The following is a 26,248-nucleotide window of genomic DNA, read 5'->3' as shown; positions in this document are numbered from 1 at the left end:
CGCGCGATGGGTTGATTGTTCGGATCGCGCTGCTTAGTTGCGTGTCCGGCGGACATGCGGTTGGCGATGGACGCCTTTCCTTGGGGGATCGTTGCGATGGCCTTGAACTTGAGCTTACGCCTATCGGGTTGTGTGTCGAAGCACGCGACGCGGTGTATGCTTCTCCTGGTTGCGACGATTAGTGTCGTGGGTTGCAAGGAGCAGGAGGGGGCGTCGGCAGCCAAGGCGGCGGATGCGCCGGCCGTCGGGTTCATCACGGTCCAGGCGTCGCCGGTGACGCTCACGAAGATTCTGCCTGGGCGAATTACGCCGATGAGGATCGCGGAGGTGCGGCCTCGCATCAGTGGCATCGTGACAGAGCGGGGCTTCCAGCAGGGCAGCGTCGTCGAGGCGGGGACGGTACTCTATCGGATTGATCCAGCCCCGTTCCAGGTCGAGCTGGATAAGGCCCGGGCCGCACTGGCAAAGGCTGAAGCCGTGCTTTATCAGGCCGAACGACAGGAAGATCGGCTCAAGTCGCTATTGACGAGCCAGTCGACGTCGCAGGCTCAATATGAGCTTGCGCTGGCAGCCGAGCGCCAGGCGGAGGCTGAAGTGGCGGCACAGAAAGCCGTCGTGGAACAAGCTCAGCTCAATCTTGAATGGGCGACGGTCAGAGCCCCGATCAAGGGGCGTATCGGACGTGCATTGGTGACCGAAGGGGCGCTTGTCAGTCCAACGGATGCGGCGCATCTGGCAACGGTTCAGCAGCTCGATCCGATCTATGCGGACTTCACGCAGTCGGCCGGCGAGCTTGCTCAGCTCAAGCGCGACCTTGCTAATGGCAGATTGAAAAAGGTGTCGTCCGAAGCCGCGCGCGTGCGGCTCGTTCTTGATGATGGATCGGTCTACAAGCATAGCGGGCGCCTGTTGTTTTCCGACGTGAGCGTCGATCCCAGCACGTCGAAGGTCAATTTGCGCGGGGAATTCCCGAACCCGGACGCGGATCTGCTGCCCGGAATGTATGTGCGTGTTCAGATCGAGGAGGCGATCGACGCCGACGGCATCGTCGTTCCGTCGCAGGCGATCCAGCGGACTCCGGCCGGTGGGAGCGCGGTGTTCGTGATCAACGATCAGCAGAGGGCGACACTTCAGCCGGTGCGGGTTGGCCGCTCTGTCGATGCCGGCGTCATGATCGAGGACGGTCTGAAGCCTGGATGGCGCATCGTGGTCGACGGCTTTCAGAAGTTCTCTCCAGGTGAAATGGTGAAGCCGGTCGCCTGGCGGATCGCCGCTCCGAACTCATCCAATTGACGGCCGCAACAGGCTCCGGAGACCGTATCCGATGTCGCGTTTCTTTATTGCCCGCCCGATTTTCGCGTGGGTCGTGGCGATCTTCATTTGCCTTGGCGGTGTGCTCGCAATCCCGTTCCTGCCGGTTGCGCAATACCCGATCATCGCCCCACCATCGATCTCGATCTCCACGACCTATCCCGGCGCGTCGACCGAAAACCTCTACTACAGCGTGACCCGGCTGATCGAGGAAGAGCTGAACGGAGCGGCGGGGATCCTGAATTACGAGTCAACCAGTGACACCACGGGGGATGTCGAGATCTTTGCATCGTTCAAGCCGGGCACAGATATCGAGCAGGCGTCGGTCGACGTCCAGAATCGGATCAAGCGGGTCGAGCCACGCCTGCCCGAGGCGGTTCGAAAGCAAGGCATCGCCATTCTCGAAGCGAGCAGCGCCATCCTCCAGTTCGTCACCCTGACCTCGAGCGACGGTAGCCTCGATGAGATCGGCCTGGGCGACATCGCCACCCGCTATGTGCTGCCAGAGCTGCGCCGACTGCCCGGCGTCGGCCGCGCACGTCTGTTCGCAACCGAGCGCGCGATGCGGATATGGCTCGATCCGGACAAGCTGCTCGGGCTCGGTCTGACGCCCGCGGACGTCGATGCCGCGATCGCCGCACAGAACGCGCAGGTTGCGTCCGGAGCCCTCGGAGCCCCGCCGGCGCCGACACAGCAGCGCCTGCAGAATATGGTGCTCGTGAAAGGGCAGCTCGAATCCCCCGAGGAGTTCGGTGAGATTGTGCTGCGGGCCAATCTGAACGGCTCGACCGTGCGCCTGTCCGATGTGGCCCGGATCGAGGTCGCTGGTCTGTCCTATGCGTTCTCATCCTGGCTCAATGGACGTCCGGCGGCTGCCGTCGCGGTTCAACTGGCGCCGTCGGGCAACGCGCTCGCGACCGCGGCGGCCGTGAAGGCCCGTATGGAGGAACTCGCTGCGTTCTTCCCGCCGGGTGTGAAATACGAAGTGTCCTACGACGTGACGCCGGTGATCGCCGCCTCAGTGAAGAAGGTGCTGCTCACTCTGGCTGAGGCCGTGGCGCTGGTCTTTCTGGTGATGTTCCTGTTTCTGCAGAACATTCGCTACACGCTGATCCCGACGATCGTGGTCCCGATCGCGTTGCTCGGAACCTGCGCCGTTTTGCTCGGGCTCGGCTTCTCGATCAACGTGCTGACCATGTTCGGCATGGTGCTGGCCATCGGCATTCTCGTCGACGATGCCATCGTCGTGGTCGAAAACGTCGAACGCATCATGGCCGAGGAGGGGCTGCACCCGCGGGCCGCGACGGACAAGGCGATGGAGCAGATCACCGGCGCGGTCATCGGCATCACGCTCGTGCTGATGGCGGTGTTCGTGCCGATGGCCTTCTTTCCCGGATCTGTCGGCATCATGTACCAGCAGTTCTCGGCGGCAATGGTCATATCGATCGGCTTCTCGTCATTCCTGGCGCTGTCGTTGACGCCGGCGCTGTGTGCGACCCTGCTCAAGCCCATCGAGAAGGGACATGGACACGCGACCCGTGGCTTCTTCGGTTGGTTCAATCGGTGGTTTGCGCGGGTGACCAGCCAATATTCCACTGCGACGCGCTGGGTCGTCGTCCGCGGCGGCCGGTTCATGCTGTTGTATCTGCTGTTGTTGGCCGGCCTGGGTTATGCGTTCTGGCGCTTGCCGGGCGGATTCCTCCCGGTCGATGACCAGGGCTTCGTGATGGTCGACGTCCTTACGCCGGCAGACGCCAGCGCGAACCGCACGCTGGATGCGGTCCACGCCGCCAGCGAGAAGCTCACGGCGACTCCTGGGATCGACAAGGTCTCCTTTATCACCGGCTTCAGCTTCTTTGGTCAGGGCGCCAACACCGCGCAGGCCTTCGTGACGCTCAAGGACTGGTCCGAGCGCGGCCGAAACGAGAGCGCAGATGCGCTGATCGCCCGTTTGAATCCCGAGCTTGCGAAAATCCGCGATGCCCAGGTGTCGGTGCTCGCGCCGCCACCTGTCGACAATCTCGGCAACACCAGCGGCTTCAGCTTCCGCCTGCAGGACCGATCGCAGCGTGGCTACGACGCCCTGATGGCGGCCAAGGACACGCTGTTCAAGGCGGCTGCCTCATCACCCGTGCTCGGCCCGCTGAGCGTCGAGGGTCTGCCGCCGGCACCGCTGGTCCGTCTCGAGATCGATCGCGTCAAGGCCGCGGCGTTGGGGGTCACTTTTGCCTCGATGAATGCGACCTTGTCGACCAGCCTCGGCTCGAACTACATCAACGACTTCCTGAACCGCGGCCGAATGCAGCGGGTCATCGTGCAGGTCGACGACGGCAAGCGTCTGAAGCCTGAGGATCTGCTGACCTATAGCGTTCGGAACTCCGCAGGCGAGATGGTCCCGTTCTCGTCTTTCGCGAAAGTGGTCTGGGACGTGGGGCCGACACAGGTCGTGGGCTTCGACGGCTATCCTTCGGTGCGAATTACCGGAAATCCGGCACCGGGCTATACGTCGGGCGATGCGATCGCCGAAATGGAGCGGCTGATGCAGACGCTGCCAAAGGGCTTCGGCCATGCCTGGACCGGGCAGTCGCTGCAGGAGAAGCTGGCTGGGTCTCAGGCCGTGTTCCTGCTCGGCCTGTCGATCCTGTTCGTGTTTCTCTGTCTTGCCGCGCTGTACGAAAGCTGGTCGATCCCATTCGCCGTGATGTTGGCGGTGCCGCTCGGACTGATCGGCTCGGTGGCTGCGGCCTGGTCGCGCGGGCTGCCGAACGACGTCTACTTTACGGTCGGCATCATCACCATCATTGGCCTGTCCGCAAAGAACGCCATTCTCATCATCGAGTTCGCCAAGGATCTGCTGGCGCGCGGGGTGCCTCTGATCGAAGCCACCATCACCGCCTGCGAGCTGCGCTTCAGGCCCATCGTCATGACGTCGCTCGCTTTCATCCTCGGCGTGGTGCCGCTGGTCATCGCCAGTGGGGCGAGCGCGGCCAGTCAGCAGGCGCTTGGCACCGGGGTGCTCGGGGGCATGATCACCGCGACCGTCTTGGCGGTGTTCTGGGTGCCGGTGTTCTTCGTCGTCGTGCTGCGCCTGGTCTCGCCCAAGACAGCGACGTCTGATGACGCAGATGCGCGGCTCGCCGCCAAATCCACGCAGTCCGGCGGCGTCTGATCGGCGCGCGCGCCGGAGAGGCAGGCGCAGGTGATCGCAGGGAAGATCAGCCTTTCGTGATGGCCTGATGGGCCATCACGATCGGTTTGCGCGCGACCGCCCCCAGCGGCGAGGCGCCGCTGGCGGACCTTGCTTCGGCCGTCTTCGAGGCCAGCAGCGCGGTCAGGCGTTTGCTGTTATCATCGGCGTCCGCATTCACCGGGAGAACGCGCCATGCCGCTCGCGGAGACCGCCGCTGGCTCTGGCCCTGTGCCGCCGCCGTTTGCCGCATTCAACGCTGATCTTCGCACCCCGAGCGAGCTGCGGGCTGCGATCAGTTCGGCCCATCGCCGGAACGAGCCGGAGTGCGTGCGGCCGCTGCTCGATCTCGCGGCGTTGTCCGGAGCGGCGTCGGAGCGGGCGGCCGCCCTGGCGCGGGATCTCGTCGTTCGCTTGCGAAGCAAGGCGCCATCGGGCGGGGTCGAGGGCCTGATCCATGAATATGCGCTCTCCAGCCAGGAGGGCGTCGCGCTGATGTGTCTGGCCGAGGCGCTGCTGCGGATTCCGGATACGGCGACGCGCGATGCGCTGATCCGCGACAAGATCGCGACCGGCGATTGGCGCGCTCACATCGGACATAGTCCGTCTCTGCTCGTGAACGCCGCGACCTGGGGCTTGATCGTCACCGGCAAGCTCACGGCTGCCGCCAGCGAGGACAGCCTTGCCTCGGCGCTCACGCGGCTGATCGCGCGGGGCGGTGAGCCGATCATCCGCCAGGGCGTCACGCTTGCGATGCGGCTGTTGGGCGAGCAGTTCGTGGCGGGGGAAACCATTGAGGATGCGCTCTCGAACGGCCAGCGCTGGGAGGCGCGAGGGTTCCGCTACTCCTACGATATGCTTGGAGAGGCTGCGACCACCGCGGCCGACGCGACCCGCTACGTCGCCGCTTACCAGGCCGCGATCCAGGCCATCGGACGCCATTCGGCCGGCCGCGGCATCTATGAGGGGCCGGGGATCTCGATCAAGCTGTCGGCGCTTCACCCGCGCTACAGCCGGATGAAGCGGAGCCGCGTGCTCGGCGAGCTGCTGCCGCGCCTCAAACAGCTGGTGTTGCTGGCCCGGCAGCACGACATCGGACTCAACATCGACGCCGAGGAGGCCGATCGTCTCGATCTGTCGCTCGACCTGCTCGAGGCACTCTGCTGCGACGCGGATCTCGCCGGCTGGAACGGCATCGGCTTCGTCGTCCAGGCCTATCAGAAGCGCTGCGCCTTCGTGATCGATTGGATCATCGATCTGGCGCGCCGCTCGCAGCGGCGGCTGATGGTGCGGCTGGTCAAGGGCGCCTATTGGGACAGCGAGATCAAGCGCGCCCAGGTCGATGGCCTCGAGGACTTTCCGGTGTTCACGCGCAAGGCCCATACTGACGTGTCCTACTTGGCCTGCGCCCGGAAGCTGCTGAGCGCGCCCGACGCGGTGTTTCCGCAATTCGCTACCCACAACGCGCGCACATTGGCCTCGGTCATCGAAATGGCCGGACCAAACTTCTATCAGGGCCAGTATGAGTTCCAGTGCCTTCACGGCATGGGCGAGCCGCTTTACGAGGAAATCGTCGGTCCCGGAAGGCTGGCGCGGCCCTGCCGGATCTATGCTCCGGTTGGCTCGCATGAGACATTGCTAGCCTATCTCGTTCGCCGCCTGCTCGAGAACGGTGCGAACACCTCCTTCGTCAACCGCATCGCCGATCCCGCGGTGGCGATCGAGGACTTGATCGCGGATCCCGTGCAGCTGGTGCGATCCGCGTCGCGTCCGGGCGCTGCCCATGAGAGGATTCGCACGCCGCGGGATGTGTTCGGCTCGCAGCGGCCGAACTCCGCCGGGCTCGATCTCGCCGACGAAAGCGAGCTCGCGCGGCTTGGCGCGGAGCTGACGCGCAGCGCCGGCGTGTCATGGCGTGCGCTGCCGTCGACAGCAGCAGGCGGGGAATGCGCACGCATCATCCGCAATCCCGCGGATCGTCGTGACGTCGTCGGCCATGTCCGGGATGTGACGGCGCGCGAGATCGAGGCGGCCCTGTCCAATGCAGTGGCGGCGGCGCCGGGATGGGCTGCCACCAGCGCGCGCGAGCGCGCCATCTGCTTGCGCGCAGCCGCGGCCGCGATGGAGGCGCAGCGGCCCATTCTGATCGGTCTGATCGTGCGCGAAGCCGGCAAATCCTATGCAAATGCCGTTGCGGAGGTGCGCGAGGCGGTCGATTTCCTGCGCTATTATGCGGACGAGATCGCAACGCCTGACGATGCGGGGGTGCGTCCGGCGCTCGGGCCCGTGGTCTGCATCAGCCCGTGGAACTTTCCGCTCGCGATCTTCACCGGCCAGGTCGCGGCTGCGCTCGCGGCCGGCAATCCGGTGCTGGCGAAGCCGGCCGAGGAGACGCCGCTGATCGCCGCCGAAGCCGTGCGCATCCTGTGCGAGGCCGGCTTGCCGCCGGGCGTCCTGCAATTGCTGCCCGGTGACGGACAGGTCGGCGCGGCGCTGGTCGCGGACCCGCGCGTGCAGGGCGTCATCTTCACCGGATCGACCGCCGTCGCACGTCTGATCCAGACCCAATTGGCCACACGCGTCACCGTTGACGGACGGCCCGTTCCGCTGATCGCCGAGACCGGCGGGCAGAACGCGCTGATCGTGGACTCCTCCGCGCTTGCGGAGCAGGTCGTCGGCGACGTCATCGCATCCGCTTTTGATTCGGCCGGCCAACGCTGCTCCGCCTTGCGCATCCTCTGTCTGCAGGAGGAGGTCGCAGATCGCATCCTCGTCATGCTGCGCGGCGCCATGCGCGAGCTCGAGGTCGGCAATCCGGCGTTGCTGTCGACCGATATCGGGCCGGTCATCAGCGCAGAGGCGCGGGACAATATTGCCGCCCACGTGGCGATGATGCGCGATCGTGGTCATGCGGTGGATGAACTGATCTTGCCGCCGGGCACCGCGACTGGGACGTTCGTCGCGCCAACCCTCATCGAAATCGACGAGATTGCCGAGGTCGAGCGCGAAGTGTTCGGTCCCGTTCTCCACGTGCTGCGCTATCGGCGCGAGCAGCTTGCCGATCTCGTCGGCGCGATCAACGCCACCGGCTATGGTCTGACATTCGGCATCCATTCGCGCATCGCGGAGACGATCGCGCAATTGTCCGCTGACATCCGTGCCGGGAACATCTACGTCAATCGCAACATCATCGGTGCGGTGGTCGGCGTTCAGCCATTCGGCGGCGCCGGCCTGTCGGGCACCGGCCCGAAAGCCGGAGGTCCCCTGTATCTGCGGCGGCTGTCGGCCGCACCGTCCGATGCGGTCCGCGGCATGGCCGGCCGTCCCGACCCGGCCGCGCAGGCCTATGTTGCATGGCTGCGCGGCCAGGGGCAGGCCGAACTGGCGGCCCGCTGCGAGGCCTATCTGTCGCGCTCGCTCGCTGGCGCGGCGATCGAGCTGCCGGGACCGGTGGGCGAACAGAACATGTATCGCCTCGTGCCGCGCGGGGCCGTGCTTGCGCTGGCGCAGAGCGAGGAAGCGCTGCTGCTTCAATGCGGTGCCATTCTGGCGACGGGCAATCAGGTCGTCGCCGAGGCGTCAACATGTGCGCGCGCGATGGTCGGCGGGCTCGGGCCGTCGCACCTTGCGCGGGTTCGGCTTGTCGACTCCTGGCGCGATGTCGACGACATCCAGGCGGTCCTGTTCGACGGTGCGATCCCACAACTGCTCGCGCTGACCAGAGAGCTGGCCGAGCGGCCCGGGCCCATCATTCCCGTGATCATCAAGCGTGCGGTGGACGGAGACGATGAGCTCGACAGACTCGTCAGAGAAGTCTGCGTGTCGACCAACACGGCGGCTGCTGGCGGCAATGCCAGCTTGATGTCGATCGGATGAGATCGGAGCAGGGCGTTGCGCTTCGCGCCTGACTGAACCGGGTTCGTGAGAGGCATGAGTGGCGAGCAGGCAAGCACGTCGCAGACACGGTCTGGTGATCGCAGCGCGTCGTCATCAGGCAGCCACGAAGCGATGGCATGGAGCCGCATGCTCTGCTGCGGCGCGGTCGAATCGGTTAAGCGCGGCGACATCGCGCATGGATTAACGCAGTTGATATCGCCTAATCTGCCGAGAGGATTAGTAACGTCGCTTCAGGGCTCGGAGCTGCCAGATGCACGACCCCGTTGACAAGCTGAACGATCATACCGGTTCCCTTGGCGCGCGCGCCGCGGGCGGTGAGCCGAACGGGGGCGGGCGTATCGCCGGACCTGCCGTGATCCGGCTCGACAAAGCCCCCACGATCGAACCCGAAGCCGGCGCGGAGCTTGCCGCCGACGCTGCCGACCGCCGCGATGCGATCCAGAAACGACATCTCGTCACGCCGACGATGTGGCGTTGATCTGATATCGCGTTGACCTTGGCTGCGGCGGTCGTGTTGGGCGCTGGCGAGGAGGTCCCATCCTTTGGCGCCGCGACGGGATCGGCGATGCGCCGCGGTGTCCTCTGCTCCTGCTGCTTGCCTCTCGATCGTCTCGCGCGATCCCTCGGGACATGCGATGTCAGGCGACGAGATCCTGAAGAACACCTTTGCCAACAATGCGTTCGAGAATTTCGAGATCGCCGCCTACAAGTCGCTGCTGGCGCTGTGTGGTGCGGCCGGCGCCAGCGAAGCCCGCGGGCTGCTCGAAGAATCGCTGCAGGAGGAGGAGCGCATGGCCGAGTGGGTCGACGCCAATGTCGAGAAGGTCACGCTGCAATTCGTTCAGCACGAGGAGCGCCAGGCGGCCTGATGGCAGTCCGGTACCGGCCGGAAGGGTGAGAATCGGTCGCGGCAACCTCCGGTAACATCCGGATACCCACGACTCACAAAATCGGATAAACAAGATTTAGCCCTTCTTGGGGCGTTTCCTCCCTGGACTTGGGCCGCCTGTACGTCCTGTGCAGGCGGCTTCTTTCTTTGTCAGTTCGGCATTTGTCGGTTGGTGTCAGGCGCGCCGGGTTCCGAGAGCGGCCCAGGGCCGTTGATGGGCGTCGCGCGCTTCGAAGCCGGTGATACCGTCAGCCAGGGAGACCGTGAGATCAAGGTCGTCCCAGCCGTTCAGCAGCTTGGTACGCCAGATCGGATCGACGCTGAATGAGAACGTGCGATTGCCCAGTCGGATGAGACCATCTCTCAGATCGATCGTGATCGCCGCTCCCGTCGATGGCAGCAGGGACAGGATCTCTTCCGCGTCGGCCTCGCTGACCGTCGCCGGCAACAGGCCGTTGTTGACCGCGTTCGACGCGAAGATGTCGCCGAAGCTCGGCGCGATCACGCAGCGGAAGCCGAAATCGACCAGCGCATAGACCGCCGCTTCGCGCGACGAGCCGGCGCCGAAATTGCGCCGTGTCACCAGCACCTCGGCCCCGGCAGCGCTGGCGGCGTTGAGCGGGAAATCGGGCCTGGCCTGACCCATCTCGTCGAAGCGCATGTCGTGGAGCAAGTATTGACCGTAACCGTCGGCGCGCGAGCGTTTCATGAAACGCGCCGGGATCAACTGATCGGTGTCGATGCTGGCAAGCGGCAGCGCACAGGCGGTCGTCGTGATGATGTCGAACGGTCTCATCGATCGCCCCTCAGAAAGTTCCGCACGTCGGTCAGCTGGCCGGTCACGGCTGCGGCCGCCACCATCGCCGGCGACATCAGATGCGTGCGCGCGCCTTGACCTTGCCGGCCCTTGAAGTTGCGGTTGGTGGTCGACGCGCAGCGCTCGCCGGCCGGCACGAGGTCGCCATTCATGCCGACGCACATCGAGCAGCCGGAGCCGACCCAGTCGAGGCCCGCGCCGCGGAAGATCTGGTCGAGGCCTTCCTGCTCGGCCTGCTGCTTGACGAGGTGCGAGCCCGGCGACACCAGCCCTGGCACCCGGGCGGTGCGGCCGGCGAGGATGGCGGCGGCCGCCCGCAGATCCTCGATGCGGCTGTTGGTGCAGGAGCCGATGAAGACGCGGTCGATCTTGATGCTGTCGAGCGCCTGGCCGGCCTGAAGCCCCATATAGTCGAGCGCCTCGCGCACATGGCTCGCTTGCGCGGGGTCGTCGAAGGTGGCGGGATCAGGCACGGCCGCGCTGATCGGCAGCGCGTCCTCCGGACTGATGCCCCAGGTGACCGTCGGCGCGATCTCCTGGCCATTGAGGCGGATCTCGCGATCGAACGCGGCCTCGGCGTCGGTCGCGAGCTCGCGCCAATTCGCGATGGCGCGATCGAGGAGATCGCCCTTGGGCGCGAACGGCCGCCCCGTCACATAGGCGAAGGTTGTCTCGTCGGGCGCGATCATCCCGCAACGCGCGCCGCTCTCGATCGCGAGATTGCACAGCGTCAGCCGTCCCTCCATCGACAGCGCATCGATGGCGGTTCCGGCATATTCGATGGCATGGCCGCGGGCGCCATCGGCGCCGATCCTGGCGATGATCGCGAGCGCGACATCCTTGGCGGTGATCCCTGATGCAAGGGCGCCGTCGATCGTGATGCGCATCTGCTTCGGTCTCTTCTGCCACAGGCATTGCGTCAGCAGCACATGCGCAACCTCCGAAGCGCCGATGCCGAAGGCGAGCGCGCCGAACGCCCCATGCGTCGAGGTGTGACTGTCGCCGCAGACCATCGTGAGACCAGGCAGAGTGAGGCCCTGTTCGGGCCCGATCACATGGACGATGCCCTGCCGCGGATCGTCGAAGCCGAAGAGACGGATATCATTGGCGCGGCAATTGTCGTCGAGCTGGCGGATCATGCCCGCGATCTCCGGCGCGATCTCGCTGAGCACGCGGGTCCGCGTCGGCACGTAGTGATCGGCGACGCCGATCGTGAGATCAGGCCGGCGCACCTGCGCGCGCCTCTCCTTCAGCTTGTTGAAGGCGTGGAAGGATCCCTCATGCACGAGGTGGCGATCGATGAACAAGAGCTCCGCGCCATCCTCGCGGCGCGTCACCACATGTGCATCCCAGACCTTGTCGAACAGCGTTCGCTGCCGCCGCGCTACATCCATCATCCCTGAACGTCCTCAGTCGATGTCAACGCTCTATCCTCATGTCGTGAGTCCCGAGGCTGCAGGGAAGGGGGCCCGCGCCGCCATGTGGCCCTGATACGTCGCCTCCAGCGCCGTGCGCGGCGCATTGTTGTCGCCGGCCTGCATCACCGGAAGCCCGGCCCGGCGCAGCGCGAGATAGAGCGTCTGGTCGGCGCTGTTGTGATCGACCGCCACCAGCGCAGAGAAGCCGGACAGTCGCGCGACCTCGCCGGTCGAGAGATCCTCGACCTCCAGCGTGCCGCCGTCGAACGCGCGGACCGCGCGCAGGGTCGCGATCCTCACCTTGCGCTCGCGCAGGCGGCGGCTGTTGGCGAGCGTCGAATAGATCGTGGTGCGCCAGGCGTAGCTCGCGGCCGGAACGAACAAGGTCACGGCTTTGCCGAGGTCGGCGAAATGCTCCAGCGCCGCCAGCGTGCCCCATTCGCCGGTGCGGTCGAACACGGCCACCGCTGCGCCGAGCCTGTCCGGCGCACGCAGCGCGTCGGGCAGGGTGAAGACCGGCCCGCTGCCGGGGACCGGCATCGGCGTCGTTGTCGAGCCCGTCGCCAGGATGATGCGATCGGCGCCAAACGCCGCGATCTCGGCTGCGCTGGCCTCCTTGTTGAAGATCGTGGTGACGCCGAGCCGGGCGAGTGCCGCGATCTGGAACGCGACGAACGTCTCGAAATTGGCGCGCTTCGGCATCAGCCAAGCCGTGCGCAACTGGCCGCCGAGCTGATCGCTGCGCTCCCACAGCGTGACATCATGCCCGAGCGCCGCCGCGACGCGCGCGGCTTCGAGGCCCGCCGGGCCGCCGCCGACGACCAGGACCTTCTTGCGCGCGCCACGCGGCAGTGCTTCGGGCTCGTCAAATTGCGCCTCGAGCCCGGCGATCGGATTGATCAGGCAGCGGATCGGCAGGTTCCGCTCCAGCATGCCGGCGCAGCCCTGGTTACAGCCGATGCAGCGGCGGATCTCGTCGAGGCGGCCCTCGACGGACTTCCGCACGATCGCCGGTTCGGCGAGATGCGCGCGCGCCATGCCGACCGCGTCCGCGTGGCCGGCCGCGATCATGGCATCGGCCTCGTCGAGTCCCGTAAATCGGCACACGGCAAAGACTGGCGTGTCAAACCCCTCCGTCCGCAGCTCGGCGCGGATGCGCGCGGGCAGGCTGCGGAACGGCGCCGGATCGAACGCCATGTCGGCCATCTGCGTCGCCAGCGAATAGCTCGCGACATAGGCCGAGTGTGAGACGTTGACGAAGTCGATCCGCGTCTGCCGCGCCAGCATCGGCACGATCCGCTCGGCCTCGTCAATGCCGAGCCCGCCCTCGGCATATTCCTCGCCGCTGATGCGGATGCCGAGGCAGAAGCCGGCTCCGAGCTCGGCGCGCAGCGCCGCCAGCACGCGGGCGGGAAAACGCAGCCGGTTCTCCAGCGCGCCGCCATACTCATCATTTCGCTTGTTGGAGAGCGGCGACATGAACTGCTGCAGCAGATGGCCATGCGCCATCTGCAGTTCGATGCCGTCGAAGCCGGCGGCGACCAGATTGCGCGCCGTGACGAGGTGTCCCTCGATCACCTCTTCCATGTCGAATTCGTCCATCGGTCGCGGCGGCAGCGCCGAGATCGACCACGGCACGGCTGAGGCGCCCCATGCCACCGTGCGCTCGAAATCGCCTTCGACCTGCCGTCCGAGATGGATGATCTGGCCGAGCATCACCGCGCCCTCCGCCTTCACCGCATCGGTGATGCGGCGGAACGGATCGATGCAGGCCGGGTCGAAGCCGCACACCGCCTGCGGCCGGCCGAGCGAATTGGCGTGCACGCGGATGGATTCGAAGATGATGGCGCCGACGCCGCCGCGCGCGCGGGCGCGGTGATAGGCGAGATGCTGCGCGCTCGGCAGATGGTGCTCACCGAAATTCGTCGTGTGTGCGGGAACGAAGATGCGGTTGCGGAAGCGCAGGGGGCCGACGTCGAGCGGGCTTAGCGCCTGTGCAAATGGCTGATGCTGCGACAAATCGCGTGATCCTCCCCGCGCTCGATCCATGGCTCGATGGATGGCTCGATCCTTGCTTAGATCGCGCCGGCCGAGCCAGTTGACCTAAGCTGTCATATTTTCTATACACCTCATGTATTGAAAGCAAGATAGCTCGAAATCACTGGGGCCCCTGCCTTGCGCGCCGCGTCCGAGCCACTGAAGGCACGACGGATCTACCTGCTGCTGAAGGACAAGATCGCATCCGGCGAGCTTGCGGACGGCGAGCGGCTGCCCGGCGAGTTTGCGCTGGCCGAGGAGCACAATGTCTCCCGTGTCACCATCCGCCAGGCGCTCGATTTGCTCGCGTCAGAGGACCTGATCCAGAAGAAGAGCGGGCTCGGCACCTTCGTGCATCGTCCGGCCTCGAAGGTGCGCACGGTGCTCGCCGACGTCGCCAACATATTCGCGCATCTGATCGAGATGGGCCGCACGACCGATGTGCGGCTGCTGTCGTTCGACTATGTCACGCCGCCCGACCAGATCCGCGAGGCGCTGCAGCTCGCACCCGACGAGCGGTCGCAGCGCTCGGTGCGCGTCCGCCTCGTCGATGGCGTGCCGTTCTCCTATCTCATCGCGCATGTCCCGGAGCGCATCGGCAGAAGCTATTCGCGCGAGGATCTTGCGCGCGTGCCGCTGCTGGAGCTGATCGAGCGTTCGGGATTGACCAGCGATTCCGCGCGGCAGGAGATCAGCGCGGTGTTGTCGAGTCCCGACGTGGCCAAGGCGCTCGACATCGATGTCGGCATGCCGCTCGTGGCCTTGCGTCGCACGGTTTACGGCAAGGACGGCCAGCCGATGGAGCATTTGCAGGCGCTCTATCGGCCGGATCGCTACACATTGCAGATGAACCTCGAACGGACGGGCGACGAAGGGCACCGGCACTGGAGCCCGACCGCCGAGGTGTACCGCAGGGAGCGCCCGCGCCGGCGGCCGCCAGTCAGGAAAGTGGGGAAGTCATGACGCGCATATCGAAGTCCATGTCACGGCGCACCGTGCTCAAGAGCGGCGTCGCGCTCACCTCGATGCTGGCGGCGCCCGGTCTGCTCCGCGCCGAGCCGGCGCCGGTGAAGGTCGGGCTGCTGCAGCCGATCTCCGGCGCCTTCGCGCTCGACGGCGATCTCGCCAAGATCGGCGCCGAATTCGCGATCAAGGAGATCAACGACGCCGGCGGCATCAAGGCGCTGGGCGGCGCCAAGCTCGAACTGGTCGTCGGCGACAGCCGCTCCAATGCCGAGGCCGGCGCGCAGGCCACCGAGGAGCTGCAATCGGCCGGCGTCGCTGCCGTGCTCGGCGGCTTTGCCTCAGGCATCGCGCTGACCGCGACGCAGACCGCCGCGCGCTACGATCTGCCGTTCGTGGTCGATTGCGCGGTGGCCGATACGATCACCGAGCGCGGCCTCAAGAACACCTTCCGCTTCAATCCGAACTTCAGCATGGCCACCGCGGTCGCGCTGAAGAACCTCGTCAAGCTCAATGACGACGCCGGCAAGCCGATCAAGACGGTGGCGATCGTGCATGAGGACGGCCTGTTCGGCTCGGGCCTTGCCAAGATCATGCAGGAGAAGCTGCCGCCGCTCGGCTTCCAGATCGTCGAGACCATCGCCCATCCGACGCCGGCGCGCGACATGACCAACGTTGTGCTGCGGCTGCGCGCGCTCAATCCCGATCTGATCGTGCCGTCGCATTACTTCAACGAGTTTGTGCTGATGGCCCGCACCCTGCAACAGCAGCGTGTGCGTCCGAAGGGGATCTACGCGGTGTTCGGCGGCGCTGCCTCCAGCTATCGCTTCGTCAACGAGTTCCCCGAGGCCGCCCAGGGCGTGATGGACTGCAACCATTGGGGTGATCCGAAGAGCCCCATCACCGCGAAGCTGCGCGAGACCGTGACCGCGGCCGGCAAGTTCTACGCCTACAACACGCCGATCAACTACTCGTTGGTGAAGGTGTTTGCCCAGGCCGTCGAGAAGGCCGGCAGCGCCGATCGCGCCAAGATCATCGAGGCCCTGGCAGCGAACGAGTTCGACAGCGGCATCATGCCCTACGGCAAGACCAAGTTCGACGCCAAGGGCCAGAATGCGAGTGCGTTGCCGCTGAACACGCAGGTGCAGGGCAAGGATATCAAGGTGATCTACCCGGCCGAGTACGCTGAGGCCAAGCCGGTGTTCCCGATCAACGGGTGATCGGGCAGGGCAGGTGAAGTCGGCTAAGGTCGACCGACTGCAATCCGGCGTGACCGAACATTGGAATCGAGCGCTCGCACCACGAGCGGTGCGCTCCCTCGCCCCGCTTGCGGGGAGAGGGGGTGAGGGGGACTCTCCGCGAGTTCGGTGCATGTGGAGAGTCCCCCTCACCCGGATTGCATCTTCGGTGCAATCCGGCCTCTCCCCGCAGGCGAGGAGAGGCGAGCATTGAGCAAGCGCGAATGGGTCGCGTACCAAGCGGATCGCTCTCAGCGTCTGCTGAAACAGAGGATGTGATGTACTCGCCCCAGATCGTCGTGGAGGCGCTGTTGAACGGGCTGATGCTGGGCGCGATCTATGCCTTGATCGCGCTTGGCCTCACCTTGATCTACGGCGTGCTGCATATCGTGAATTTTGCCCACGGCGCGCTGCTGACGGTGGCGATGTTCATGGTGTGGCTCGTCTGCGCGCGCTACGGGCTCGATCCCTATCTTGCCATCCTCGTCGTCGCGCCGCTCATGTTCGCGCTCGGCTATGGCCTACAGCGCTTCATCATCGGCCCCGCCAGCCATGGCAAGGACAATGGCATCCTGCTGGTGACGCTCGGCCTCTCCATTATCATCGAGAACGCGCTGCTCGCCGCGTTCCAATCGGACACCCGCACCATCACCACCGACTATTCGTTCCGCGTCGTCGAGCTCGGGCCGTTGCTCTTGTCGTTCCCGCGTGTGGTCGGCTTCGGCGTCACCATCGCCACCACGATTCTGCTCTGGCTGGTGCTGCACCAGACCGACATCGGCAAGGCGATCCGCGCCGTGGCGAAAGAGAAACTCGGCGCCAGCCTGGTCGGCATCAGCGTGCCGCATGTCTATGCGATGACCTTTGCGATCGGCTGCGCCTGCCTTGCCGTCGCCGCGGGCCTCCTGATGCCGTCCTTCTATGTGAGCCCGAAGACCGGCGCGGCCTTCGTGCTGGTGGCCTTCACCATCGTCGTGCTCGGCGGCATGGGCTCGATCCCCGGCGCGCTGATCGGCGGCCTCCTGATCGGTGTCGTAGAAGCCGCCTCGAGTCTCTTTCTCGGCGACAGCCTCGGCCAGATCGGCATCTTCCTGATCTTCATCGTCACCCTGCTGGTGCGCCCGACCGGCCTGTTCGGAGCGCGCGCATGACCAAGCCTCGCCTGGCGACGCTCGCGATCATCGTGGCCGCGCTGGCCGTGATCGCTTTTGCCGGCCTGTCCGGAGCGCTGTTGAACCTGATGATCTTCATGATGATCATTGCACTGGCAGCGCAGGGCTGGAACATCCTCGGCGGCTATGCCGGGCTGTCGTCGTTCGGCCACGCCGCGTTCTTCGGCGCCGGCGCCTATGCGATGGCGGTGCTGCAGACCCGTTTCGGCGTCAACGCTTGGATCGCGCTGGTGATCGGCATCGCGCTTGGTGCGCTGGTCGGGGCGTTCATCGGCTTCCTCAGCTTCCGCTCCGGCCTGAAAGGCTCGTACTTCGCGCTGATCACGCTGGCCTTTGCCGAGGTCGCGCGCATCCTCGCCAACAGCTGGAACTTCACCGGCGGCGCCGCCGGCATCCTGCTGAAGCTGCAGACGGGCCTGCCTTACCTGCAATTCGCCGATCGCCGCTACTTCCTGCTGATCACCATCGGCTGCGTTGCGATCGGCCTCGTCGTCAGCTGGTGGCTGGAACATTCGCGCTTCGGCGCCTATCTCGTGGCGCTGCGCGAGAACGAGCAGGCGGCGCAGGCGCTCGGCGTCGACGTGTTCGCGGTCAAGATGAAGGCGATCGCGATCTCCGGTGCGCTCACCGCAGCGGCCGGCTGCCTCTACGCGCAAAACTATCTGTTCATCGATGCCAATGTCGCCTTCGGGTCGTGGATCTCGATCGAGGCGTTGTTCGCGGCCATCGTCGGCGGCTCCGGCACCGTGCTCGGCCCCTTGATCGGCGCGATCGTGCTGCTTGGGCTCGGCGAACTGACCAAGGGACTCTCAGGCGGCATTCCTGGCATGGATCTCCTGGTGTTCGGAATCATCCTCGTGCTGTCGGTGGCGTTCTCGCCGAATGGTCTGGTCATGCTGATGAAGAGCCTCGGCCTGCGCGCGCCGGCGAAGGCGAAGGAGGCGTGATGCTCGAGGTCAAGTCTCTCACCAAGCGCTTCTCGGGTCTCGTCGCCGTCGACCAGGCGTCGCTGTCGGTCGCCAAGGGCTCGATCACCGGCCTGATCGGGCCGAACGGCGCCGGCAAGACGACGCTGTTTGCGATGATCGCGGGCTTCCTGCAGCCCGACGGCGGCTCCGTCAGCTATGAAGGACGCGACATCACCGCGCTCGCGCCGCACGTGCGCGCGCGCGCGGGCATCGCGCGCACCTTCCAGATCGTGCAGCCGTTCGAAGGCCTGAACGTGCAGGAGAACATCGCGGTTGGCGCCTATCTGCACACGCCTGACGCCAGCGAGGCGATGCGGCAGGCTGCTGATATCGCCAAGCGCGTCGGCCTTGGCGCTGATCTCACCAAGGGCTCGTCCGATCTCACCGTCGCCGGCCGCAAGCGGCTGGAGGTGGCGCGCGCGCTGGCGACGCAGCCGAAGCTGCTGCTGCTCGACGAGGTGCTGGCCGGCCTCAACCCCTCGGAGATTCGTGACGTGCTGCCGCTGGTGCGCGACATCCGCGACCAGGGCGTCACCATCCTGATGATCGAGCACATCATGCAGGCGGTGATGAATCTCTGCGATACCGTGTATGTGCTGTCGCAAGGACGGATGATCGCGCAGGGCGAGCCCAAGACGGTGTGCGAGGATCCGCAGGTGATCGAAGCCTATCTCGGCCATGGCGCCGCCGAGCGGCTGCGCGCGGAGCAGGCCCATGCTTGAGGTCCGCGATCTCCGCGCCGGCTATGGCGGAACGGAAGTGCTGCGTGGCGTCAGTCTCGACGTCAACGCGGGCGAGGTCGTCGCCGTGCTCGGCTCCAACGGCGTCGGCAAGACGACGTTGAACAAGGTGCTGTCGGGCGTGGTGCCGGCGACATCAGGCACGATCCGTTTCAACGGCGCGGCACTGGAGCACGCCGCCGCGCCCGAGATCGTCACCGCCGGACTGATCCATGTGCCTGAGGGGCGCAAGATCTTCCCGAATCTGTCGGTGCGCGAAAATCTCGAGCTCGGTGCCTATTGCCGGCCGCGGCGCGGCCGCGCTGCAAAGGTCGATCAGGTCTATGAGATCTTTCCGAAGCTGAAGCAGCGGGCGCGGCAATATGCCGGCACGCTGTCCGGCGGCGAGCAGCAGATGCTGGCGATCGGCCGCGGCCTGATGGGCGAGCCGAAGCTCTTGATCCTCGACGAGCCGTCGCTCGGCCTGTCTCCGCTGATGGTGGAGGAGATGTTCGCGCTGATCGCGCGGCTCGCCGCATCGGGCCTTGCCATCATGCTGGTCGAGCAGAACGTCGTGCAGTCGCTCGAATTGGCCGGCCGGGCCTACATCATGGAGAACGGGTTCATCACGCTCTCCGGCCAGGCCTCCGAACTGAAATCGAATGCCGAGCTGAAGCGCGCTTATCTCGGTCTGTGACCGGCGCGTCAGTCAACTTGAGAAGAGCAGGGAAACCACAATGAGCCTGAGATCCACTCTGGCATCAGCCGAGACGACAATCGCGCCCGGCGTCTATGACGCGCTGACCGCGAGCATCGCCGCCGAAGCCGGCTTCAAGGCGCTGTATTTGACCGGCGCCGGCATCGCCTATACCAAGCTCGGCCGTCCCGATATCGGGCTGGTGTCGATGATGGAGGTCGCCGACACCATCGCCATGATCCGCGACCGGGTCGATCTGCCTGTTGTCGTCGACGCCGATACCGGCTTCGGCAATGCGCTGAACGTGCAGCGTACGATCAGGCTGTTCGAGCGCATGGGCGCGTCAGCAATCCAGCTCGAGGACCAGACCACGCCGAAGCGCTGTGGTCATCTCACAGACAAGACGGTCATCAGCACCGGCGAGATGGTCGGCAAGATCAAGGCGGCGCTCGACGCGCGGCAGTCTGCAGACACCTTGATCGTCGCGCGTACCGACGCGCTGGCGATCGAGGGCATGGAGGCGGCGATCGCGCGCGCCGAGCGTTATGCCGAGGCGGGGGCCGACGTGCTGTTCGTCGAGGCGCCGAAGAGCAGCGAGCAATTGTCGGCGATCGCCGGCCGGTTAGCCTCGAAGCGGCCGCTGCTCGCCAACATGGTCGAAGGCGGTTCGACGCCGATCCATGCGGCGTCCGAACTCGGCGCGCTCGGCTTCAAGCTCGTGATCTTCCCCGGCGGCATCGTCCGCGCGCTCGCTTTCGCCGCGCGCGCCTACTACCAGTCGCTGGCGCAGGCCGGCTCGACCAAGCCGTTCGCCGACCGCATGCTCGACTTCGCCGGGCTCAACGCGATGCTCGGCACCGCCGACATCCTGGCCAACGGCGCGCGCTACGCGGCCAGCGACGAGGAGGCGCGGGCATGACGACCCTGGATCCGATCACGCTCGCCGTGCTCAAGGGCCGGCTGGAGCAGATTGCCGACGAGATGGACGCGACGCTCTATCGCTCGGCCTTCAACCCGACGATCGCTGAAGCGCGCGACGCCTGCCACGGCATCTACCATGCCACGACCGGCGATACCTTGGTGCAGGGGCAGGGCGGCCTGCCGATCTTCGTCGGCGCGATGGCCTTCGCCGTGCGCGCGGTCATCGCCAAGGTCGCCGCGGACGGCGGCCTCGAAGAGGGCGACACCTTCATCTTCAACGATCCCTATGACGGCGGCACGCATCTCAACGACTTCCGTCTGGTGCGTCCGGTGTTCCGCAACGGCAAGGTCTTTTGCTGGATCGCCTCGGTCGGCCACTGGCTCGACATCGGCGGCAATGTCGCCGGCGGCTACAATCCGAAGGCGGTCGAGAGTTTTCAGGAAGGCATGCGCATTCCACCGGTGAAGCTGATCGCGGCGGGGCGGATGAACCACGACATTCTCGGCATCATCGAAGCCAATTCACGGGTGCCGATGTCGAACTGGGGCGACCTCAACGGCCAGCTCAACGCGCTCGATCTCGGCGAGGGGCGCCTGCGCGCGCTGCTCGACGACTACGGCGATAGGACGGTGGCCGACGCCTTCGAGGCGTTCTCCGATCGCGCCGAGACATTGATGCGCGCAGCCATCGCCTCGCTGCCCGACGGCGCCTATTCGTTCGAGGACGTGCTCGACAATGACGGCATCGTCGACGAACCGCTGACGGTGGCGCTCGACGTCACCATTGCCGGCGACACGATGACGCTCGACTTCACCCGCTCGTCCGGCGCCTGCAAGGGCCCGATCAACATCTCGCGCTCGACCACGATCGCCGCCTGCTATGTCGCACTGAAGCATGTGTTCACCGAGGTGCCCGCCAATGCCGGCTGCCTCCGGCCGATCGCGTTCGAGATTACCGACGGCTCGCTGCTGGCGGCGGGGCCGCCGAAGCCGGTCGCGGGCTATACCGAGACCATCCTGCGCCTGATCGGCGTCGTGCTCGGCGCGCTCGCCAAGGCCGATCCGTCGCGCGCCACGGCCGCGCCGTTCGGCACCATCAATGCGCTGTCGATCGCCGGCCATCGCAAGGATAACAGCCGTTTTGTGATGTTCTCGTTCTTCGGCGGCGGCCTCGGCGGCAATCCGGCGACCGACGGCCTCAACCACGCCAACAATCCGATCTCCACGGCGACCATTCCTCCAGTCGAAATTCTGGAAGCGGCCTATCCTGTGATGTTTACGCAATGGGCGCTGCGCCCGGACTCCGCCGGCGCCGGCACCCATCGCGGCGGCGTTGGCGCGATCTACGAGGTCGAGCTGCTGGCCGATGCCGATGTGGCGCTGCTCGGCGAGCGCGGCAAGGCGGCGCCGTTCGGCGTTGCCGGTGGCGGCAGCGCCGCGCTCAATCGCTTCACCTGGCAAACGGATGATGGCGAGGCGAACCCGCCGATGGTCTCCAAGATCACGGATCTGCATCTGAAGGCGGGCAAGCGCGTGCGGCTGGAAACGCCCGGAGGTGGCGGTTGGGGACCGCCAGAGGCACGGCCCGTCGCGGCGGTCGCCCATGACGTCGCGCTCGGCTTCGTCTCGCCGGCGCAGGCGCGCGATGTCTACAAGGTCGCGGTAGCAGTGGATGGCGTGGTCGATGAAGCTGCCACGCGCATGCTGCGCGCGGGAGGTGCGGCATGAGCAGGCTCGGCACCATCGTCGGCGTCGATGTCGGCGGCACGTTCACGGATCTGTTCTATTTCGACGAGGCAAAGCGGACCTTCCGCACCAACAAGGTGCCGTCGAACCGCGGCGACGAGGCGACAGGCTTCCTCGAAGGTCTGCAAGGCTTCGGCGCGGTCTCGCATCTCACCTCGATCGTGCATGGCACCACCGTCGGCACCAATGCGCTCTTGGAGCGCAAGGGCGCGCGCATCGGCCTGATCACCACGCGTGGCTTCCGCGACGTGCTCGAGATGCGCCGGCGCGACCGCCGCAACACTTGGGGCCTGTGGGGCGATTTCATTCCGGTCGTCGAGCGCGACATGCGCGCCGAGGTCGACGAGCGCGTGCTGTCCGACGGCACCATTCGCACCGCTGTCGATGTGGCGCAGGTGGCGGCGACCGCGCGCGAACTGCTGGCCAAAGGCGCGCAGGCGCTCGCGATCGTGTTCATCAACGCCTTCGCCAATCCCGAGAATGAGCGCCGCGCGCTCGAGGCCGTGCAGGCGATCTGGCCGAACGACAATGTCGCCTGCTCGAGCCAGATCCTGCCCGAAATTCGCGAGTTCGAGCGGACCTCGACGACCGCGCTCAACGCCTATCTGCAGCCGGTGGTCGGCTCGTATCTGCAGAAGCTGCAGAATGCGCTGGCAGGCGAGGCCTTTGACGGCCGCTTCCACATCGTGCAATCCAATGGCGGGGTGATGTCGACGGACGCCGCGCGGCGCTTCCCGATCCGCACTGCGCTGTCGGGCCCGGCGGCCGGCGTGATCGCCGCGGCCGAAATCGCGAAAGCCGCCGGCTTCCCCAACGTCATCACCGGCGATCTCGGCGGCACCTCGTTCGACGTGTCGCTGGTCGTGGATGGCGCGACCTCGCTGGCGGCGCAGACCACGATCGATTTCGGCCTGGTCGTACGCACGCCGATGATCGAGATCACCACGATCGGCGCCGGCGGCGGCTCGATCGCGCATGTCGATGCCGGCGGCCTTTTGCAGGTCGGCCCGGAGAGCGCAGGCTCGCGGCCCGGCCCGGTGTGTTATGGCGGCGGCAATGAGCGGCCGACGCTGACCGATGCCAATGTCGTGCTCGGCCGCATCAATGCGGAGAGGCCGATCGGCGGCAAGCTGAAGGCGCTCGACGTCGAGGCTTCCAAGCGTGCCATCGCGCGCCATGTCGGCGAGCCTTTGGGCCTCGGCGTGATGGAGGCGGCGGAGGCGATCGTGCGGATCGCCGACAGCAAGATGGCGGGTGCGATCCGGCTGATGTCGATCGAGCGCGGCCATGATCCGGCGCGCTTCGCGGCGGTGCCGTTCGGCGGCGGCGGCGCGCTGCACGTCTCGGCGCTGATCAAGGATGTCGGGCTGAAAGCGGCTTTGGTGCCGCGCTATCCCGGCGTCACCTCGGCGCTCGGCTGCGTCATCGCCGACATCCGCCACGATCAGGTGCAGACGCTCAACATGTTCGTCGACGGTCTCGACATCGCGGCGTTGACGGGCTGGATGCTGTCCGAGGCCGAGCATGCGCAGGCCGCGGTGAAGGATGCGCGGCTCGCGGTCGAGCGCATCGACACGCTGTTCGAGCTCGACATGCATTATGTCGGACAGACCCACACCATTCGCGCCACCCTGCCGGCGGAGATCCGCGACGGTGCCATCGCGCTGACGGTCGAGGACGTGCGCAAGGCGTTCGAAACCGCCTATCAGAAGAGCTTCAGCCGGCTGTTGCCGGGCGTGCCGATCAAGATCGTCAACCTGCGTACCGCCGCGATCGGCGTGCGGCCGCGCTTCGACCTCTCGGCGCTGGCGCCGGATGACAACGCCGATCTCGGCAAGGCGCGGCGCGGCAGCCGCGAGGTCTGGTTCGACGGCAAATGGTGGGCTACCGCGATCTATGCGCGGCTCGATCTGCCGGTCGGCAGCGACATCGCAGGACCCGCGATCCTGGAGCAGCCGGATGCGACGACGGTGATCGCGCCCGGCTTCCAGGCGCGGGTGGATGCGTTCGGCAACGTCATCGTGGAGCTGATATGAGCGATCACCCCATCCCGGCCGCGCAGAGCGCGCTCTTGATCGTCGATCTGCAGAACGACTTCCTCGATCCCAAAGGCGCCTATGGCCGCGCCGGACAGACGGCGGCTGATATCGCGGCGCTGCCGCCACGGATCAAGCCGTTCGCCGATCTGATGCGGAGCAAAGGTGGCTTCGTCATCTCGACGCAGTTCACCCTGGTGCCGGGCAAGGGCGGCGAGCCCCTGATCTCGCCGCATCTGAAGCAGCTGCGGCCGTTCCTCGCCAAGGGCGATTTCCTGCCCGGCGCGTGGGGCCATCAACTGGTCGACCTGCTGCAGCCGGCCGACCTCACGATCGAGAAGATCGCCTATTCGGCGTTCTACATGACCCGGCTGGAATGGGTGCTGCGCAAGTGCCGCATCGAAAAGCTCTACGTCGCCGGCATCGTCACCAATGGCGGCGTCGCCTCGACAGTGCGTGATGCGCATATCCGTGACGTCGAGACGGTGGTGCTGGAGGACGGCTGCGCGGCGTTCACCGCGGAAACGCATGCGACCGCGATCGCGGCGTTGAGGCCTGTGTGCCGGGTGGCTTCGATCGCGGAGGCCATGTCGGAGCTCGCGGCGTCATGAGAACACGCGCAGCCTGTTGGGGCCTCATGGTTCGAGACGCACCTAAGAAGGCGCTCATCACCATGGGGGTCAAAAGCCGAGGCGGCACTGCACACCGAACCATGAACACGCCAAGAGGCGTGTTCATGGAGAGGGGTGACAGCGACAGTCTTGCCGCCACCATGGTCCTCGTCCTGAGGAGCTCGCCGCAGGCGAGCGTCTCGAAGGACGGCCGCGGGCGTGGTGAGGGGCGCACATGAGTGCGATCGACATCATCGATCGCAGGCAAGAACTCGCGGTCGACTGCCTGATCATCGGTGCCGGCGCCGCGGGGCTCGTTGCGGCGTTGTCGGCGATCGAGCAGGGCGAGAGCGTGCTGGTGTTGGAGCGCGATGCCGTGCCGCAGGGGTCGACGGCGCTGTCGGCCGGCTTGATACCAGCAGCCGGTACGCGCTGGCAGGCGGCGCTTGGCATCGACGACAGTCCGGCGCGCTTCGCCGCGGATATCCTGCACAAGGCGCATGATGAGCCGGACCCTGCGCTGGTGCAGCTCGTCACCACCACCATCGGCCCGACGCTCGAATGGCTCGCCGACCGGCATCAGCTGCCATTCTCGCTGGTCGACAATTTCTCCTATCCCGGACATTCGCGCTATCGCATGCACGGCCTGCCGAGCCGCGCCGGGCGCGAGCTGATCGACAGGCTGCGCACGGCCGCCGAAGCGGCCGGCATCGATATTCTCTGCGCGGCGCATGCGACGACCTTGCTGGTCGATCCCACGCAGCGGATCATCGGGGTGCGTTTCGTCCGGCCCGACGGCACGACGGACGAGATCGGCTGCGGCCGCCTGATCCTCGCCTGCAGCGGCTATGGCGGCAATCCGGCGCTGGTCGCGCGGCACATCCCGGACATGGCCTCGGCCACCTATTTCGGCCATGTCGGCAACCAGGGCGATGCGCTGGTCTGGGGCGAGCAGCTCGGCGCGGCGACGCGCGATCTCGGCGGCCATCAGGGCCACGGCTCCGTGGCGCATCCCGCCGGCATCCTCATCAGTTGGGCGACCATCACCGAAGGCGGCTTCCAGGTGAATGCGAGGGGAGAGCGCTTCTCCAACGAGGCCTCCGGCTATTCGGAGCAGGCGGCGAACGTGCTGGCGCAGCCGGACGGCGTCGCCTGGACCATTTTCGATGCGCGCATCGCCGGCATCGCCGCGCAGTTCGAGGATTTTCGCAACGCGCTCGCGCATGGCGCAGTGCTCGAAGCCGATAATGTCGCGAGCCTTGCAGCGGCGATGCGCGTGCCGGCCGATGTGCTGACGGCGACATGCGATGAGGTGCGTGAAGCCAAGGCGCAGCAGCGCGTCGATCGCTTCGGCCGTAGCTTCGCCGGCGTGCCGCAGCTCGCGCCCTCCTATCGCGCGGTCAAGGTCACCGGCGCGCTGTTCCATACCCAAGGCGGCCTCGTCATCGACGATCGCGCGCGCGTCGTGCGCAGGGACGGCGGCGTCATCGACAATCTGTTCGCCGCCGGCGGCGCCGCCTGTGGCGTCTCGGGCGCGGATGCCTCGGGCTATCTCTCCGGCAACGGCCTGCTCACCGCTGTCGCGCTCGGCCGTGTCGCCGGGCTGTCGCGCTGAGCTCAG

20 protein-coding genes are annotated in these 26,248 nt (G+C 66.3%); 16 read left to right on the top strand and 4 right to left on the bottom strand.

Features of this window, described 5'->3' with window-relative positions; genetic code table 11:
* Positions 1-156 precede the first annotated feature (156 nt).
* Both HL671_RS03875 and HL671_RS03870 read left to right on the top strand, forming a co-directional pair.
* Complete coding sequence (locus HL671_RS03875; protein ID WP_012045893.1) at positions 157-1,293, top strand: efflux RND transporter periplasmic adaptor subunit; 1,137 nt, start codon at positions 157-159, stop codon at positions 1,291-1,293.
* 31 nt (positions 1,294-1,324) lie between these two features.
* Positions 1,325-4,480, top strand: coding sequence for a multidrug efflux RND transporter permease subunit (locus HL671_RS03870; RefSeq protein WP_172235655.1), 3,156 nt, complete (start codon positions 1,325-1,327; stop codon positions 4,478-4,480).
* A gap of 46 nt (positions 4,481-4,526) precedes the next feature.
* Here HL671_RS03870 and HL671_RS03865 read toward each other — a convergent pair whose 3' ends face one another.
* Positions 4,527-4,679, bottom strand: a complete 153-nt coding sequence (locus tag HL671_RS03865; protein ID WP_172235654.1) for a hypothetical protein — start codon at positions 4,677-4,679, stop codon at positions 4,527-4,529.
* A 14-nt stretch (positions 4,680-4,693) separates the two neighbouring features.
* On the opposite strand from HL671_RS03865, the gene putA reads away from it, so the two are divergent.
* The 3 genes from putA to HL671_RS03850 all read left to right on the top strand — a co-directional run bounded on the left by putA (position 4,694) and on the right by HL671_RS03850 (position 9,264).
* Complete coding sequence (putA, locus tag HL671_RS03860) at positions 4,694-8,374, top strand: trifunctional transcriptional regulator/proline dehydrogenase/L-glutamate gamma-semialdehyde dehydrogenase (RefSeq protein ID WP_172235653.1); 3,681 nt, start codon at positions 4,694-4,696, stop codon at positions 8,372-8,374.
* A 271-nt stretch (positions 8,375-8,645) separates the two neighbouring features.
* Positions 8,646-8,873 (top strand): hypothetical protein, encoded by a 228-nt coding sequence (locus HL671_RS03855; RefSeq protein WP_041750936.1) that lies wholly within the window; start codon positions 8,646-8,648, stop codon positions 8,871-8,873.
* A gap of 157 nt (positions 8,874-9,030) precedes the next feature.
* Positions 9,031-9,264 carry a DUF892 family protein gene (locus HL671_RS03850; RefSeq protein WP_246579540.1) on the top strand — a complete coding sequence of 78 codons (234 nt, stop codon included), beginning with the start codon at positions 9,031-9,033 and terminating at the stop codon, positions 9,262-9,264.
* A 195-nt stretch (positions 9,265-9,459) separates the two neighbouring features.
* Here the strand turns inward: HL671_RS03850 and leuD are convergent, their stop codons facing one another.
* Genes leuD through HL671_RS03835 form a run of 3 tightly spaced genes read right to left on the bottom strand, consistent with a single transcriptional unit; the run spans position 9,460 to position 13,538 of the window.
* Positions 9,460-10,080 carry a 3-isopropylmalate dehydratase small subunit gene (leuD, locus tag HL671_RS03845; RefSeq protein WP_172235652.1) on the bottom strand — a complete coding sequence of 207 codons (621 nt, stop codon included), beginning with the start codon at positions 10,078-10,080 and terminating at the stop codon, positions 9,460-9,462.
* A complete protein-coding gene (gene leuC, locus HL671_RS03840) occupies positions 10,077-11,498 on the bottom strand; it encodes a 3-isopropylmalate dehydratase large subunit (RefSeq protein ID WP_172235651.1) in 1,422 nt (473 codons plus the stop codon). The genes leuD and leuC overlap by 4 nt, the downstream gene beginning before the upstream one ends.
* A 36-nt stretch (positions 11,499-11,534) precedes the next feature.
* Positions 11,535-13,538: an oxidoreductase gene (locus HL671_RS03835; protein WP_172235650.1), complete on the bottom strand. Its 2,004-nt coding sequence runs from the start codon at positions 13,536-13,538 to the stop codon at positions 11,535-11,537.
* A gap of 156 nt (positions 13,539-13,694) precedes the next feature.
* On the opposite strand from HL671_RS03835, the gene HL671_RS03830 reads away from it, so the two are divergent.
* From HL671_RS03830 to HL671_RS03780, 11 genes are all read left to right on the top strand, one after another.
* Positions 13,695-14,519 (top strand): GntR family transcriptional regulator, encoded by an 825-nt coding sequence (locus HL671_RS03830; RefSeq protein ID WP_012045886.1) that lies wholly within the window; start codon positions 13,695-13,697, stop codon positions 14,517-14,519.
* The gene (locus HL671_RS03825) at positions 14,516-15,739 is read left to right on the top strand and encodes an ABC transporter substrate-binding protein (protein WP_012045885.1); all 1,224 of its coding nucleotides are present in this window, start codon (positions 14,516-14,518) and stop codon (positions 15,737-15,739) included. Before HL671_RS03830 ends, HL671_RS03825 begins: the two co-directional genes overlap by 4 nt.
* 296 nt (positions 15,740-16,035) lie before the next feature.
* Positions 16,036-16,908: a branched-chain amino acid ABC transporter permease gene (locus HL671_RS03820; RefSeq protein ID WP_012045884.1), complete on the top strand. Its 873-nt coding sequence runs from the start codon at positions 16,036-16,038 to the stop codon at positions 16,906-16,908.
* Positions 16,905-17,876: a branched-chain amino acid ABC transporter permease gene (locus HL671_RS03815; RefSeq protein WP_012045883.1), complete on the top strand. Its 972-nt coding sequence runs from the start codon at positions 16,905-16,907 to the stop codon at positions 17,874-17,876. The genes HL671_RS03820 and HL671_RS03815 overlap by 4 nt, the downstream gene beginning before the upstream one ends.
* Positions 17,876-18,619: an ABC transporter ATP-binding protein gene (locus tag HL671_RS03810; RefSeq protein ID WP_041750935.1), complete on the top strand. Its 744-nt coding sequence runs from the start codon at positions 17,876-17,878 to the stop codon at positions 18,617-18,619. The genes HL671_RS03815 and HL671_RS03810 overlap by 1 nt, the downstream gene beginning before the upstream one ends.
* The gene (locus HL671_RS03805; RefSeq protein WP_012045881.1) at positions 18,612-19,313 is read left to right on the top strand and encodes an ABC transporter ATP-binding protein; all 702 of its coding nucleotides are present in this window, start codon (positions 18,612-18,614) and stop codon (positions 19,311-19,313) included. Before HL671_RS03810 ends, HL671_RS03805 begins: the two co-directional genes overlap by 8 nt.
* Before the next feature lie 40 nt (positions 19,314-19,353).
* Positions 19,354-20,232 carry an isocitrate lyase/PEP mutase family protein gene (locus tag HL671_RS03800; RefSeq protein ID WP_012045880.1) on the top strand — a complete coding sequence of 293 codons (879 nt, stop codon included), beginning with the start codon at positions 19,354-19,356 and terminating at the stop codon, positions 20,230-20,232.
* The gene (locus HL671_RS03795) at positions 20,229-21,962 is read left to right on the top strand and encodes a hydantoinase B/oxoprolinase family protein (RefSeq protein WP_172235649.1); all 1,734 of its coding nucleotides are present in this window, start codon (positions 20,229-20,231) and stop codon (positions 21,960-21,962) included. Before HL671_RS03800 ends, HL671_RS03795 begins: the two co-directional genes overlap by 4 nt.
* Positions 21,959-24,016: a hydantoinase/oxoprolinase family protein gene (locus tag HL671_RS03790; protein WP_172235648.1), complete on the top strand. Its 2,058-nt coding sequence runs from the start codon at positions 21,959-21,961 to the stop codon at positions 24,014-24,016. Before HL671_RS03795 ends, HL671_RS03790 begins: the two co-directional genes overlap by 4 nt.
* Positions 24,013-24,627 (top strand): cysteine hydrolase family protein, encoded by a 615-nt coding sequence (locus HL671_RS03785; RefSeq protein WP_172235647.1) that lies wholly within the window; start codon positions 24,013-24,015, stop codon positions 24,625-24,627. Before HL671_RS03790 ends, HL671_RS03785 begins: the two co-directional genes overlap by 4 nt.
* 235 nt (positions 24,628-24,862) lie before the next feature.
* Positions 24,863-26,242: an FAD-dependent oxidoreductase gene (locus HL671_RS03780; RefSeq protein WP_172235646.1), complete on the top strand. Its 1,380-nt coding sequence runs from the start codon at positions 24,863-24,865 to the stop codon at positions 26,240-26,242.
* Positions 26,243-26,248: the final 6 nt, after the last annotated feature.

The sequence above is a fragment of the Bradyrhizobium denitrificans genome, from assembly GCF_013179005.1.
In the GTDB taxonomy this organism is placed as follows: Bacteria; Pseudomonadota; Alphaproteobacteria; order Rhizobiales; family Xanthobacteraceae; genus Bradyrhizobium; species Bradyrhizobium denitrificans.
The sequence above is the reverse complement of the archived record's forward strand: the minus strand, read 5'-3'. Positions and strand labels throughout refer to the sequence as shown.